Origin of the sequence: Nostoc sp. 2RC (assembly GCF_014222165.1) — a bacterium.
Classification (GTDB): Bacteria; Cyanobacteriota; Cyanobacteriia; order Cyanobacteriales; family Nostocaceae; genus Nostoc; species Nostoc linckia.
Genome location: NZ_JACKZU010000226.1, coordinates 1 through 13,018, shown reverse-complemented (window position 1 = coordinate 13,018; position 13,018 = coordinate 1). Strand labels below are relative to the sequence as shown.

Sequence of the window (13,018 nt, the reverse complement as noted above, 5' to 3'; positions counted from 1 at the left end):
TGTAAATTAAAACTTCAGGATTACCTGTATGATAAATTTCTTTTTCTTTTTTCCAAGCCCAAATAAAACATTTTAAGGCTTGGTAATAAAGTCCTTGCTGATAAAATTTTGTTCCTTGGAGTTGTAATTCCACAACATCTTGATTTTGGGGATAAAGAAAAATTTGCCTGCCAAAACTTCCTTGAAAGTTATCATTGTTTAGTTGAGGAGGAGCATTCAATTTATATCCGCGATCGCCATCCAGTAAAAAATTTAAAAGCTTGACCCAGTTACCAGCTATCTGTTCTTGGTCAATTTGCATTAATTCTGCTATTCTCGGATAAATATTATTACTTAATCTATCCCGAATTCTTTGTTCTGGTAAATCTAAAAACTTAGCTATTTGTTGTCGAGAAGTTCCCAATAATGATTGACAAATAATTTCTTTATCGAGTTCAATTAGTTGCTTTTTATTTGAACCTTTTTCTAAATTTTTAAAAAACAGTTCAATATTAATATTTAATTTTTCTATAACCTGCTGGCAACTTGTCAACATAGAATATATCGTCTATTTTTGAAGATGATAATCTAACTTTCAGGTCGAGTAACACTACGAGTGTAGAGAGAATTTCTACATGTGTTGATAATTAACTCAGCACTTACGCAAAAATAACGTAATTCCGTCATTACGAGGGATAGGGAAGTAATCCTCACTGACGCTGGGATTGCTTCCCTACACTCCGTTTCGGTCGCAATGACAATATCGGCGTTGCGTAAGTCCTATAACTAAGTGATGCAAAAAAATAAACTATAGGACTCATATTTCATTCGGACGAACACACCCTTAACAGTCAACCGTCAACACCACCAATCGAATATTTTTTTACTTGCAACTTCCAAATAGTAAGATTTTACAGTGGGCGCTATTGTTGCAGCAAAAAGCATGGGTGGGAAACTAATTGTATTTGAAGGTGTGGAAGGCTGCGGTAAAACCAGCCAAATACAGCTTTGTTGTCAGTGGTTGGAAAGTCTAGGAATTTCTGTGGTGGTAACTCGCGAACCGGGGGGAACGGAGTTAGGTTTGGATCTTCGGCGGTTGTTATTAGAAAAGTCAGAAGATAAGCCAGTTGGCGAAGTGACAGAATTGTTGTTGTATGCTGCTGATAGATCCCAACACGTTGAACAAGAACTCAAGCCTAATCTTGCAGTAGGGAAATATGTTTTATGCGATCGCTACACTGACTCTACCATTGCTTACCAAGGATATGGCCGAGGTCTGAACATGGACTTAATCAATCAACTCAACTATATAGCCACTGGTGGGTTGGAAAGTGACCTAACCATCTGGCTGGATGTCGATGTCGAGGTGGGACTGTCCCGCAAAAGTAAAGACGTTACACTGCAACCTTTAGACCGCATTGAACAAGAGACCATTGCTTTTCATCACCGCGTTCAGGAAGGATACGCTTCCTTAGCTGCATCCCATCCCTCACGAATTGTACGGGTAGATGGTAGCTTGAGTAAACAAGCTGTACAACAAGTAATTCAAGAAATTTTGCGTTCACATCTTCTAGTGTGATGTCAAAATTTGAATTGATATTACCTATACTTCCCCCAATTTATTTATATTTTGTTTCTCAATTCCTCTTCTTTATGATTCAAATACATCTGTCCTCAGTAGGGTAAAACTCCACATTTATATTTGATAAGGTTGCAAATAACACTAAATCAAAACTTACGCATGGTAGATCAAAAATTAACGATTTGGGCTGCACATGAAGCATAGGACAGAAAAAATGCCCAATACTTCGACTACGCTCAGTACAAGTGCCCAATACCCCATGCCCAATTCCCCACCTCAACAAATAATCTCGCTGCGTAAGTCCTGCAAATGTTAGTTAATTGCAATTGGAGTTAAAAATGACATACACACAAACTGGCGACCCAACTATTCGTCAACATGTAGAAGCTTGGCAAAAATTAGATGTAGATGAACAACTAGGTTTGTTTTGGTTTATCTATAAAGAAATCGGTAAATCAATTACTCCAGCTGCCCCTGGTGCTAGTACAGCTTCTTCAGATATTGCTGAAGGTTTATTTAATCAAGTTAAAGAATTATCCCAAGAACAACAATTACAAATTCAGCGTGATTTGATTAACAAAGTTGATAGTCAAATTTCTCGCCAATATGGGTCTTTAGGCGATACTACAAAGGTATTGTTTTGGTATCTATTAGCTCAAGGTATGAACAATGGTAGTATTATTTCTGTACCTGGAGATTATCAACTTAGCTCAGGATCTCAAGCGCTGTTTAGCAGAATTCAAGCATTACCTTTTGAACAACAAATTACTCTTTTCCGCGATTATGCCGCCCCAATGGGTACAGAACCAAAAGCAGGCGCAGAAATTTAGCAATTTACATATAGGAATCCGGTTTGATATCTGAAATTATTTGTGTAGTTAGGCAAAAGCCAACGTAGATGTCAATAAATGTAGTAGACTGACACAGCTAAAATAGTGCATTAGGAAACTCTTGTGGGGTGGGCATCCTGCCCGCCCGGACGGGTGAGGACACCCATCCCACAATCAAATCTATTGCAACATTTTAGCCTGGTTACGCCACTATCATTGTTTTATGTTTAATTAAGTTGACCTACTTATAAACAAATAAACACAGAGTAAAAACTAAAACTTTTACCCTGTGATTATCTATGTCCTTGGCTTAGTTGCACCCTAAAGTCGTAACGCCCTTTGTTTTGTATTCAATATGCTAAAGGCAATTATAGCTAATTTAATCTGCCTTTTGGTTGGTTTAAATATGTTGATTTTAGATTAATCTTCTGCTTTTTTATAGTTTTTTATTCACCACTAAAACATCGGAATATTAATTAAGACATGAATAAGATAGTCAAACTTTTAACATTGATTATTCCACCATTTTTTTACACTAAATACTACATTACATTCCCATCAATCTCCAAATGTAACTAATTTACGAGAGTTGAGCATACTTATTAAAAGTATTGCAGCTAGAAATCAATGTAGGTCAGCTTTTAACGAATTTAATATCAGCGATCGCCATCAACTCTGAGGTTCATTTTCTACTTCTAATTTGATACAATAATGTATATTTGAATCAATACACTACTCACAGAATTTACCGCAAATTAAGTTGAAGTATTATCGTCAAGCCGAATTGATTAAGCATCAACTGTGACTGTTAACCGTCAACAGTCAACAGTCATCAGTCAACACTCATCAATAGACCTTTTGCAAAAGTGCTTTTTGGACTCTTGTGGAAAAAGGGATGCATGTTAATGGTTCGACAAGCTCACTAACCGGGGAAAGGGAAAAGACCAAACCTTTCCCCCTTTCCCTTTCCCCTTTTCCCGACTTCTAGACGCTGCTGTAATCCCATCAGGCATTCCTTTTGACCTTTCCCCCTTTCCCTTTCCCCTTTTCCCGACTTCTCTTAGAAGTCTAATCATCTATCATCCTTCGATAGCGTCCTAGCGCAATTAAAGGAAAGTATTGTTGATACATGTGATATTTGAGATAAAAATGGCAGGGAAAGCCTGTACCAGTGAAGTCTGCCTCAAACCAAGTACCATCCGGTTGCTGAGTCGTCACCAAATAGTTAATTCCCCGTTCTATGGCTTCAAGGGCTAATTTACCAGTTGCTTCACCTGCTGCTAATAGGCCAATTAAAGCCCAAGCAGTTTGAGATGCAGTACTGCGTCCTTGTCCTTTGAGACTGGGATCGTTGTAAGTGCGACAAGTTTCGCCCCAACCACCATCTGCATTTTGACATCCCAATAACCAAGCAGCCCCGCGTTCTATATTGAGTTTATATTTTTCAGGGCCAATCAACGCCAGAGCTGATAAAACTCCACTAGTGCCATAGATGTAATTGACACCCCAACGACCAAACCAACAACCTTCTGTTTCTTGTTCCTTCAAAAGATAAGTCAGCGCCCGTTGTAGGTTATGCGGTTCAATTGACAAATTACAAGCACCAAGCATTTCTACTACCCTAGCGGTGACATCTGCGGTGTTTGGGTCAATCATGGCTTTCAAGTCTCCATAGGGAATGGAGTTCAGCCAATCTTGGTCGTTGTCTAAATCAAAAGCAGCCCAACCACCTGGTTTACACTGCATAGATGCAATCCATTTTAAGGCACGGGTGATGGCAGCTTGCTTGATTTTTTCATTGGGCAGTTTCGCTTGATGCAGCGCCATCACCACCACAGCCGAGTCATCGACATCGGGATAAAAGCGATTGTCAAACTCAAAGGCCCAAGCCCCTGGTTTTCCCTGGCGATTTTTGACAACCCAATCTCCATAATCCAAAATTTGCTTTTGCAATAACCATTCCCCAGCCCTAACCACAGCCGGATGATCTGCTGTCAAACCAGAATCTACTAAAGCACGTATCGCCCAAGCCGTGTCCCAAATAGGTGAAATACAAGGCTGTACCCGGTAGTAGTCTTTTGTTTCAATGGCAAAGTTGTCAATTGCTTGCAACCCTCGTTCCACAATGGGGTCGTTTTGGTCATAATCCAAACACCGCAAAGCCAACATGGAATTCAGCATTGCGGGAATAATGCCGCCCCAGTCGCCTGTAACTTCTTGCCGTTCCAAAACCCACTTTTCGGCAGCTTTGATGCCTTCTTCCCGGAAGGGGACTAAATTTAGACGTTCTGCCAACTTGAAGCCATCATCCAAGGCGAGGAATAAATCTGTCCAATCGTTATTTTTGGGTAATCCCCACTGGACTCGCTCCACACCTTCAACGTATAGTTCATCTAGGTTGATACCTTGGTCAGCGAGAAAAATCGGTTTGCGATCGCACACAATCAACAACGGTACAGTGCTAGAACGCGCCCAACTAGACATCTCGTAAATATTCACTGGGAAAGCTTCAGGCAACAGCATTATCCAAGGTGGTAACGAGGGAATACCGCGCCAGTTGTAGCAACCAATTAAAGCTAGGTGCAACTTGGTAAAAATCCGAGTTTTACTGATACCACCCCGTTGCAGAATAAACTGGCGCGCCCGCACCAGCGCCGGATCGCTTGCTGGCACACCCAATAATCTCAGCGCCATGTAAGCTTCAACTGAGGTGCTAAGTTCTCCGCCATCACCATAGAAAAGTTCCCAGCCGCCATGTTCGCGTTGTTCTTGACGTAGGTAGGCTGTAACTTTGTGCAAAGGTCTTGCTTTGTCTGTTCCCCAAATCTTATGCAAAAGCACCACTTCGGCGGTGATGGTGACATTAGATTCCAACTCTGCCCACCAATAACCCGCCGGATTTTGTATTGAAAGCAGATATTCTTGGCTAGCTGCGATCGCTTGGGCTACTTGCTTGACTTTTACCCTGTCTTGTGTTTGCATCAAAAACCGTTCAACCTCAACACTCAACACTAGTTAACAACACGGCAATGCAGGTGAAAAAAATATCAGTAGACATAGTATTGTCTCTGAGTCACAGAGAATTTGCAATAGTTCGGGCTATCAGGAGAAGGTAATGCTCGTTTTGTAGTGTTTTTCGCAAGGGCTAAGAGCGATCGCGGGACATTTTGATCCAGCAGTGTCAAAACAGTTGAAACAGTTGGCTTTGGAGCAAGATACAACTGTGCAAGCCTTACTCACTGAGAGTTTAAATGATTTGTTTGAGAAGTATGGCAAGAAGCCGATTGCTTAATCTTGAGTTTGGCTGCATCAGAGAAATCTTTCTCTAACTGGGGGTGGCTTGCAAAAAGTTACATTTTTCATTTTTTACCTCGCCAAAAAGTCCAATAAGGTATTACCTTAGATTTATAAGTTACCAGCTTATAAATCTAAGGTTGAATTGAGTTGAGGCTTATACGATATGGCGAATCAAAAAAGTGGGTGGCAACAACACCCCGAACTTGGTGAAGTGAAGTCTATTACTCCTACGGAGGAAACTATCTTAACGGTACTGTACACCCATTTAAGTGGGGGTTTGTACAACCTACACGTCTTGGACAAAATCAATGAGGCAAATCAGCTTGTAGGTAAAAAGGAAGTCAGCCCAGGTACTTTTTACCCAACAGTGAAGCGTCTTGAGGCTGATGGGTTGATTGAAGGGTTCTGGAAGGAAGAAGTTATTCCGGGGGTGCGTAGACGTTACCTCAAGATTACTCCTTCTGGGGTAAACGCATTGGTTGCTAGTTATCAGTACCGAGACTTACTGAGTGAAGGCAATCTTAGGAGAGGGGGAGAAGGATCGCTGGAACCGGGACTAGGGTTGATCTCATAATCTGCGCGTTATCTGCTTTGCATTATGTATATCTATGAGGGGATGAAAGATGATGAAAGGAAAGTTGGGTGACGGGTTGAATGCCGAGAAACTCCTATGGGTGAATGGCGAGGAACTCCGAGATCGTACTCAGATCAAAATAATTGTTTATGGTGTTACTGGTTTTGGTGGTGTAGTACTTGGTCTTATGGCGTTCTTGGGACGCAAAAAGTATTCACCATTCTTTTTCGGGTTTGTTAAAGCACTAATACTGATTTTGTTGAGCAGGCTAGATGTTAAGCACTCTGAACAGGTCGCATCCACTAACAAGCCACCTTTCAATTATTTTGGATGGCTGGTATTGTTCCCAGAAGATATCCAATCCAATTTAGTTGACCTCTGGTATCGATGGGTAAGAGAAAGGGGGCGACCATATGCTTTTTTTCAAATGTGTCTTTACCTGATAAAAATGATCAATATTCCCGCGCCCTCCGCCTTCAAAAGGAAACGCTCGTCAACTCCGATTTCACTACAAAGAAAGAGTTGATGCGCCAACATCAACTCTCCCTACAAGTTGATTTATCATTTCCTGCGCCAACAGGAAAAATGTCAATCTCGCTTTTGTCTTTACTCCAGAAGGAGGAGTCTATGTTTATTTTAAACGGTGGCAGTGACCAAAAGCCACCACAACCTAACTCTGTCCGCTTGCTAGCTACAGTCTTCTGTATTGGGATTACACTTGGTTCGGGTATGGGTTACGGCTTTAAACAAGCAACAGATTTAATGCCCTCTAAGTCTGCTAGCGCTGTCACTCAAAGGGAAAACCAAAACTTTGGGCTTGCCGAATACATTAGGCTTGAACCTAGTATGACCCTAGCGCAAGTTGAGTCCATCCTTGACCGAGGTGTTGAGGTCGAAAGGTCTGAGACAACAACGACTTATATTTGGAGGAACGCCAGTGATTCTAGTATTACCGTTGTCTTCAAGAACGGCAAACTTACTAGAAAAACTCAAGTTAATCTCAAATAAAGCTCATCCTGGGCATTTTTTTCGCAGGCTTGTGCCTTGGTAAAACAGTAATTTTGAGATTACTTGGTGGACATTAGGCATTAGGCTATTATTTAGGTTCCATAAATTGGAACCATTACCCGTTTAAAGGCTTTGTTGCAATGCCTCTTGAGTTACACAACTTTGAGTGGGAGGGAGAGCGTTTAGTCCAGAGAGAAACTGAACCTCATCATATTACTGGTGTATTAGCTGAAATTCGATGGACGCTAGAAAACTCAGATTGCGATTGGGAAGATGTTTACTCAGCTTATTATGAGTGTAAACAAGATGGAACAGTTACTTTTTATGAGGGAGAAAGTGCTCAAGCTGGTAATCCAGGAATATGGACTTATGTAGTTTATAGCTGTCCTGTTGGCTCAGAAGAGGTAGTAAAAAATCCAGATATAAACACTTTAGCTCCTGCACTAGAACTGCAACAGCTAATTGAGAAGCTCATTTTTGAAGAATTGGCGGAGTATAGGCAACAGCTTGGCCTGACTCCAGCAGGTAGTGAAGATGACCGTTCTACAATCGCAAAGTTAGAGATGGGTGGTAGCGTATTTTTTGGTATCAGTGCAGGCAGTAATCCCAATCGCAGAAAGATTACACTTAAAGTAAATCCAATTAGTCGCACACACGCTGAAGCTGATGCCTTTCAACAAGCCTTTGATGCAGGATTAAGGGGAGGGAAAGCGCGTTTAACAGTTGACCGGGATCTTTGTAGAGCGTGTGGTCAAAACGGAGGTGTGAAAGGAATGGCTAGACAGCTTGGTATAGAAGAAATAGAAGTTATTAGCCCTAGCGATCGTCAAACGATTACACTGATGTGAGGTTAATTATGTTCATAACAAAATTTTCAGTTGAAGATTGGATTGGTAATCAAAACAAGGGAAGTGTCGAGCAAGCGCATAGCTGGCAAGAAATAGAATCAGCTATTAGAGAGTTAGACGGGCATCACAAAACACTTGTCACCTTAGAAACAGATAACGAAACTCACATGGCAGTAGGTGGTGGTTTAGGAAAATATGTAGTGTATTTAACATTTGATAATGAAAGTTTTCATTATCTTGTTGACCCATCTAAATCAGATATGGATGAATTCGTGATAGTTGGGGGACAAGAAGGTGTTTATCCTGCTAAGTCCTGCGTTGACCTGAATACAACTCTTAAAGCTGCCCAAGCTTTCGCAGAGCTTGGGACAATGGAAGAATCAGTTACTTGGGAAAAAGATGAAGTTTTTGAGCGAGTAAGCTAATCGTCATTCATTTTTCCAGGTGGATTCGCTTGTAATAAGCGGCTCTAGCCCTAATTTTATGCAACTTAAATGCTTATCAGCTCATAACAAATAGTTAACGTGGCGTAAGACCCGTGTTGCAGCAAACGGTACACTAGATATCAAAAGGCTTTCTTTGCCTGTTGCCTATTGCCTGTTGCCTGCTATAGTATCTAGCTTTGTCTAGGTTTTATGTACTAGCAGATAGAGACAGTTATGGGTGTAATTTTATTAGCATTGGTGGTTTTATCCATAATAATTTGGTTAGGATTACTGTGTTTTCGGGGGCAGTTTTGGCTCTTAGACCAACAACTAGAAGTAGAGAAGTTACATACAACGTCTTTACCTAGAGTTTGTGCGGTGATTCCTGCACGTAACGAAGCTGAATTACTACCAATTAGCTTGCGATCGCTCTTACTCCAAGATTATCCTGGTTCTTTAGAAGTGTTTTTAGTAGACGATCGCAGCACAGACGGTACAGCAAATTTTGCCGAAGGAGTCGCCTACGCCCTAGATAAATCCCAGCAATTACATATCATTTCTGGAGAACCACTACCTCCTGGTTGGTCGGGGAAACTTTGGGCAGTTGAGCAAGGTATCAAGAATGCTACTAAATTGACACCAGACTATTATTTCCTTACCGATGCAGATATCGAACATGACGTGAATAGTCTTTGCCGACTCGTTGCTAAAGCTGAGCAGGAAAATTTAGATTTAGTTTCAGTAATGGTGCGACTCCGGTGTCAAAGTTATTGGGAAAAACTATTGATTCCCGCTTTCGTTTTTTTCTTCCAAAAACTCTATCCCTTCCGGTGGGTGAATAATCCTAAAAATCCCACAGCCGCGGCTGCTGGTGGTTCGATCCTAATACGCCGAGAAGCTTTAGAGCGAATTGGCGGTATTCAAGCGATTCGCCAAGCTTTAATAGATGATTGCGCCTTGGCTGCGGCGGTGAAGAGGAGTGGTGTAGAAGAGGACGCAAGGACATGGGGACGCTCTGACGCGGAGATATTTTCTTTCCCCGCGTCCCCCCGTCTCCCCATGTCCGTGTCTTCTCCAAGAGGACGTATCTGGCTAGGATTGAGTACTTTAACTCACAGCTTGCGTCCTTATAATTCCTTAGCAACAATTTGGGATATGGTTGCTCGTACTGCCTATACCCAATTGAATTATTCTCCGTTATTGTTATTGGGAACTTTAGTAGGGATGACCTTAATTTATTTAGTTCCACCTATAGGTGTGATGTTGGGTGTAGTTTGGCGTAATTGGGGAATCTTATTTACAGGTTTATTCGCTTGGTTATTAATGACCTTGGCTTACTATCCGACAATTCGCTTTTATAAATGTTCTTTTTGGTTCGCCTTGAGTTTACCAGCGATCGCTTTTCTCTATACCTTGATGACTTTAGATTCTGCACTCCGTCACTGGCAAGGACGGGGCGGCAACTGGAAAGGAAGAGTATATCCCAACACAAATAATTCATAGTTGTGGTAAAGTTGAATTTCATAATTGATAATGCTAATGTAAAATAATTAGAGTCAGATAAAAGTGGTTGGTTAAAAGAGTTATGACAACCGCAGCAGTAACAAATAATACCGTTTTCGCCCCCAAAAAGCTGCCTTTTCTGGAGTCAATTTGTTGGCAGACGGCTGATGTATATAGGTTTACTCAAGAAGAAATGTTGAGCCGATACGAGCGTGGTTGGCAATACCACAACCTATTCAATAATCTTGAGGGTGAAGAACTGAATTTTCTTAAGGAACTCGCCAGACAGTATAAATCCTGGTTGCAAGTTTGTCTATGAAGTTCAAGTTAGAACACCATAACAAAATTGTCGCAGTTCTTGAATGTTTAAATTCTGACATACTTACGAAGGGTTCTGCTTACTTTGGTGGTGGAACCCTTCTTGCATTTGAGTTTGAAGAATATCGCTGGAGTAAGGACGTTGATTTTATCGCTTCTGTTAGTACACAAGGCTATAAATACTTACGTACAGTGGTATTTGAGGGTGGACATGAAGCATTGTTTCGAGATTTAAGTAATATCCAAGTTGGACGTAGCACAACTGACCAATATGGAATTCGGATGATAGTTATTGTAGATGATGTGCCTATTAAAACGGAAATTATTGCCGAAACTCGTTTTCAACTAGACCCACCAAGATATCCAAACTGGTCACCTGTTCCCTGCTTAAGCTTCAATGACTGTTTTACCTCTAAGCTGCTGTCAAATTCTGACCGTTACGCAGATGACAGCGTTGAGGCAAGAGATTTAATAGATCTAGCAATTCTCAGGCTGCAATCTCCAATTCCTCAAGCATCTATTCAAAAGGCTGAAAAAGCCTATGAGGTTATGCGCCCTTTGAAAAAATCGGTTGAACGCTTTCAGGAAAGACCAGATTATAGGGAGAAATGCTTTGTTAGCCTACAAGTCGATCGAGTTAAGATACCCAAAATTATCGATGGTGTTGATTTACTTGCTATGGATTTAGATTTACCTCACACTACAAGGGCTTTTCAAGAACAACATGATATTTTTGCTGATTTATAAACACAAAATAGAAAAACGAGAAGATTCTTAAATAGATAACAATTGACTCTCGCATCCTGAGTATCACCAGCCCAGCCCCCTACTTCTACTGGAGGCTGTTTGTTTGCTACTGCTGGAGTCAACGGACAATGGTTGAGCCGCTTTCAACACCGCATCGAGCAAACCTGGAAACAACATCTCTAAATCTTCACGTCGTAGCATATTAATGTGCTGTGTCCCTTCTTTACGCGTAAATACTACCCCTGATTCGCGTAAAATTTTAAAGTGATTGGACATAGTAGACTTGGCGATCGCAAAATCAAACCTGGCACAGCATTGTTCGCCCTCACTCGCCAACAGCCGCACAATCTCTAACCGCACCGGGTCGCCCAATGCATACAATACGCCCGGCAACGAAATATTTTTTCTATCTGGATGATAAAGGAATCTCATACTTGCATTATCTCATAAAGTAGCATATATTTTCATTATTCGATATTATCGAATTATAGAATTAATCAGGAAGGCAATTTATGTCATCCATTACAAATGTCACAGAAGCCACATTCAAGCAAGAAGTTTTGGAAAGTGCAGTTCCAGTATTAGTGGACTTTTGGGCACCGTGGTGCGGCCCTTGTCGGATGCTGGCTCCGGTTGTAGACGAAGTTGCAGCTGAATATGAAGGACAGGTGAAAGTAGTGAAACTGAACACAGATCAAAACCCTACTGTCGCCAGCCATTATGGGATTCGCAGCATTCCGACACTGATGGTTTTCAAAGAGGGTCGGCAAGTCGATACTGTCGTGGGGGCAGTTCCGAAAACCACATTAAATAAGACCTTAGCACAGCATTTGGAATCTAGGTAAAGGGGATGGGGCATGGGGCAAAGGGCATGAGGCAAAGGGCAAGGGGCAAAGGGTAAAGGGCAAGGGGCAAAGGCAAAGGTAATAAACCCTACCTTTCACCTTTTCCCCTGTCTTTACCCGTTTTCCCCTGCTCGCTGCCCCATCTCCCAGCGTGCGGGTTCGCGCTAGCATCTCCCAAAGAGAAGCTAAAGCACATCTCCATTTACAGAGCAAATAAGTAGAGAAAGAGGCAAATGGACTTAAAATTGTATGGTAAATCCGCACTGGTAACTGCCTCAACTGCGGGCATTGGTTTGGCCATAGCCCAAGGTTTAGCTCAAGAGGGTGCATCAGTGATTGTTAACGGTCGGTCTGAGGAAAGGGTAGCACAGGCGATCGCTAAAATTCAGCAAAGTATTCCAAAAGCAAAAGTTTCTGGCGTCGTTGCTGATGCAGGTACAAAAGCAGGAGTAGAAAAACTTTTTCAAGAAGTTCCCCAAGTTGATATCTTAATTAACAATCTGGGTATTTACGAACCAAAGACCTTTTTTAACATCAGTGATGAAGACTGGTTAAAAGTATTTGAAGTCAATGTACTCAGTGGAATTCGTTTGAGTCGGCAATATCTCCAAAAGCAGTTAGAGCAAAACTGGGGGAGGATAATTTTTATCTCTAGTGAATCTGCAATTCAAATTCCTGTGGAAATGATTCACTATGGCACAACTAAAACAGCCCAGCTTGCCATTGCACGGGGTTTAGCAGAAATGACCGTTGGGACTGGAGTCACAGTGAATTCAGTCTTACCGGGGCCGACTCGTTCAGAAGGCGTTGAAGACTTTATTTCCAACCTAGCGCAAGAACGTCGTACTACTCCAGCCGAAGTTGAGGCGGAATTTTTCCAAAATGTGCGTCCAAGTTCGCTAATTAAACGCTTTGAAACAAATGAAGAAGTAGCAGCGATGGTAGTTTACCTATCGAGTCCCCTAGCTTCAGCAACCAATGGTGCAGCTTTGCGGGTAGACGGTGGTGTGATTCGGTCGATTGTTTAGTGTGGGGCATGGGGTATGGGGCATGGGAGAATAA

General features: G+C 41.7%; 15 protein-coding genes and 1 pseudogene. 13 read left to right on the top strand and 3 right to left on the bottom strand.

Annotated elements, in window-relative coordinates; genetic code table 11:
- Window positions 1-535: hypothetical protein (locus tag GNE10_RS22565; RefSeq protein WP_185567079.1), on the bottom strand; the 535-nt coding region annotated here is incomplete at its 3' end.
- A gap of 387 nt (window positions 536-922) precedes the next feature.
- Between GNE10_RS22565 and tmk the strand changes: the two genes are divergently transcribed.
- Window positions 923-1,558, top strand: coding sequence for a dTMP kinase (tmk, locus tag GNE10_RS22560; protein ID WP_185567081.1), 636 nt, complete (start codon window positions 923-925; stop codon window positions 1,556-1,558).
- A gap of 341 nt (window positions 1,559-1,899) precedes the next feature.
- On the top strand, window positions 1,900-2,391 hold the full coding sequence (locus tag GNE10_RS22555) for an orange carotenoid protein N-terminal domain-containing protein (protein WP_099072632.1): 492 nt from the start codon (window positions 1,900-1,902) through the stop codon (window positions 2,389-2,391).
- Between the two features lie 1,068 nt (window positions 2,392-3,459).
- Here GNE10_RS22555 and shc read toward each other — a convergent pair.
- Window positions 3,460-5,373, bottom strand: a complete 1,914-nt coding sequence (shc, locus tag GNE10_RS22550) for a squalene--hopene cyclase (RefSeq protein ID WP_185567078.1) — start codon at window positions 5,371-5,373, stop codon at window positions 3,460-3,462.
- 169 nt (window positions 5,374-5,542) lie between these two features.
- Between shc and GNE10_RS36565 the strand changes: the two are divergent.
- The 9 genes and pseudogenes from GNE10_RS36565 to GNE10_RS22510 form a co-directional block, all read left to right on the top strand.
- Window positions 5,543-5,683, top strand: a pseudogene (locus GNE10_RS36565) (ribbon-helix-helix domain-containing protein); the annotation flags it as partial.
- 168 nt (window positions 5,684-5,851) lie between these two features.
- Window positions 5,852-6,262 carry a PadR family transcriptional regulator gene (locus GNE10_RS22545; protein ID WP_185567077.1) on the top strand — a complete coding sequence of 137 codons (411 nt, stop codon included), beginning with the start codon at window positions 5,852-5,854 and terminating at the stop codon, window positions 6,260-6,262.
- Window positions 6,263-6,311: 49 nt separating this feature from the next.
- Window positions 6,312-6,788, top strand: coding sequence for a hypothetical protein (locus GNE10_RS22540; protein WP_185567076.1), 477 nt, complete (start codon window positions 6,312-6,314; stop codon window positions 6,786-6,788).
- A 101-nt stretch (window positions 6,789-6,889) separates the two neighbouring features.
- Window positions 6,890-7,270 (top strand): hypothetical protein, encoded by a 381-nt coding sequence (locus tag GNE10_RS22535; RefSeq protein ID WP_221642952.1) that lies wholly within the window; start codon window positions 6,890-6,892, stop codon window positions 7,268-7,270.
- A 140-nt stretch (window positions 7,271-7,410) separates the two neighbouring features.
- Window positions 7,411-8,118 (top strand): deaminase, encoded by a 708-nt coding sequence (locus tag GNE10_RS22530; protein ID WP_185567075.1) that lies wholly within the window; start codon window positions 7,411-7,413, stop codon window positions 8,116-8,118.
- A gap of 8 nt (window positions 8,119-8,126) precedes the next feature.
- A complete protein-coding gene (locus GNE10_RS22525) occupies window positions 8,127-8,543 on the top strand; it encodes an Imm1 family immunity protein (protein WP_185567074.1) in 417 nt (138 codons plus the stop codon).
- 234 nt (window positions 8,544-8,777) lie between these two features.
- On the top strand, window positions 8,778-10,046 hold the full coding sequence (locus GNE10_RS22520) for a glycosyltransferase (protein ID WP_185567073.1): 1,269 nt from the start codon (window positions 8,778-8,780) through the stop codon (window positions 10,044-10,046).
- An 82-nt stretch (window positions 10,047-10,128) separates the two neighbouring features.
- Entirely contained in the window at window positions 10,129-10,365 is a 237-nt protein-coding gene (locus tag GNE10_RS22515) for a hypothetical protein (RefSeq protein ID WP_185567072.1), read from the top strand.
- Entirely contained in the window at window positions 10,362-11,111 is a 750-nt protein-coding gene (locus GNE10_RS22510; RefSeq protein WP_185567071.1) for a nucleotidyl transferase AbiEii/AbiGii toxin family protein, read from the top strand. Before GNE10_RS22515 ends, GNE10_RS22510 begins: the two co-directional genes overlap by 4 nt.
- A gap of 63 nt (window positions 11,112-11,174) precedes the next feature.
- Here GNE10_RS22510 and GNE10_RS22505 read toward each other — a convergent pair whose 3' ends face one another.
- Window positions 11,175-11,543: a helix-turn-helix transcriptional regulator gene (locus GNE10_RS22505; protein ID WP_185567070.1), complete on the bottom strand. Its 369-nt coding sequence runs from the start codon at window positions 11,541-11,543 to the stop codon at window positions 11,175-11,177.
- A gap of 80 nt (window positions 11,544-11,623) precedes the next feature.
- Here GNE10_RS22505 and trxA point away from each other — a divergent pair, with 80 nt between their 5' ends.
- Complete coding sequence (gene trxA / locus GNE10_RS22500) at window positions 11,624-11,956, top strand: thioredoxin (RefSeq protein WP_099072637.1); 333 nt, start codon at window positions 11,624-11,626, stop codon at window positions 11,954-11,956.
- A gap of 233 nt (window positions 11,957-12,189) precedes the next feature.
- On the top strand, window positions 12,190-12,984 hold the full coding sequence (locus GNE10_RS22495) for an SDR family NAD(P)-dependent oxidoreductase (protein WP_185567069.1): 795 nt from the start codon (window positions 12,190-12,192) through the stop codon (window positions 12,982-12,984).
- Window positions 12,985-13,018: the final 34 nt, after the last annotated feature.

What these genes read in the sequence shown, in the direction of transcription:
- tmk (WP_185567081.1), top strand. Translation starts at nt 923, where the DNA reads ATGGGTGGGAAACTAATTGTATTTGAAGGTGTGGAAGGCTGCGGTAAA.
- GNE10_RS22555 (WP_099072632.1), top strand. Translation starts at nt 1,900, where the DNA reads ATGACATACACACAAACTGGCGACCCAACTATTCGTCAACATGTAGAA.
- shc (WP_185567078.1), bottom strand. Translation starts at nt 5,373, where the DNA reads ATGCAAACACAAGACAGGGTAAAAGTCAAGCAAGTAGCCCAAGCGATC.
- GNE10_RS22545 (WP_185567077.1), top strand. Translation starts at nt 5,852, where the DNA reads ATGGCGAATCAAAAAAGTGGGTGGCAACAACACCCCGAACTTGGTGAA.
- GNE10_RS22540 (WP_185567076.1), top strand. Translation starts at nt 6,312, where the DNA reads ATGATGAAAGGAAAGTTGGGTGACGGGTTGAATGCCGAGAAACTCCTA.
- GNE10_RS22535 (WP_221642952.1), top strand. Translation starts at nt 6,890, where the DNA reads ATGTTTATTTTAAACGGTGGCAGTGACCAAAAGCCACCACAACCTAAC.
- GNE10_RS22530 (WP_185567075.1), top strand. Translation starts at nt 7,411, where the DNA reads ATGCCTCTTGAGTTACACAACTTTGAGTGGGAGGGAGAGCGTTTAGTC.
- GNE10_RS22525 (WP_185567074.1), top strand. Translation starts at nt 8,127, where the DNA reads ATGTTCATAACAAAATTTTCAGTTGAAGATTGGATTGGTAATCAAAAC.
- GNE10_RS22520 (WP_185567073.1), top strand. Translation starts at nt 8,778, where the DNA reads ATGGGTGTAATTTTATTAGCATTGGTGGTTTTATCCATAATAATTTGG.
- GNE10_RS22515 (WP_185567072.1), top strand. Translation starts at nt 10,129, where the DNA reads ATGACAACCGCAGCAGTAACAAATAATACCGTTTTCGCCCCCAAAAAG.
- GNE10_RS22510 (WP_185567071.1), top strand. Translation starts at nt 10,362, where the DNA reads ATGAAGTTCAAGTTAGAACACCATAACAAAATTGTCGCAGTTCTTGAA.
- GNE10_RS22505 (WP_185567070.1), bottom strand. Translation starts at nt 11,543, where the DNA reads ATGAGATTCCTTTATCATCCAGATAGAAAAAATATTTCGTTGCCGGGC.
- trxA (WP_099072637.1), top strand. Translation starts at nt 11,624, where the DNA reads ATGTCATCCATTACAAATGTCACAGAAGCCACATTCAAGCAAGAAGTT.
- GNE10_RS22495 (WP_185567069.1), top strand. Translation starts at nt 12,190, where the DNA reads ATGGACTTAAAATTGTATGGTAAATCCGCACTGGTAACTGCCTCAACT.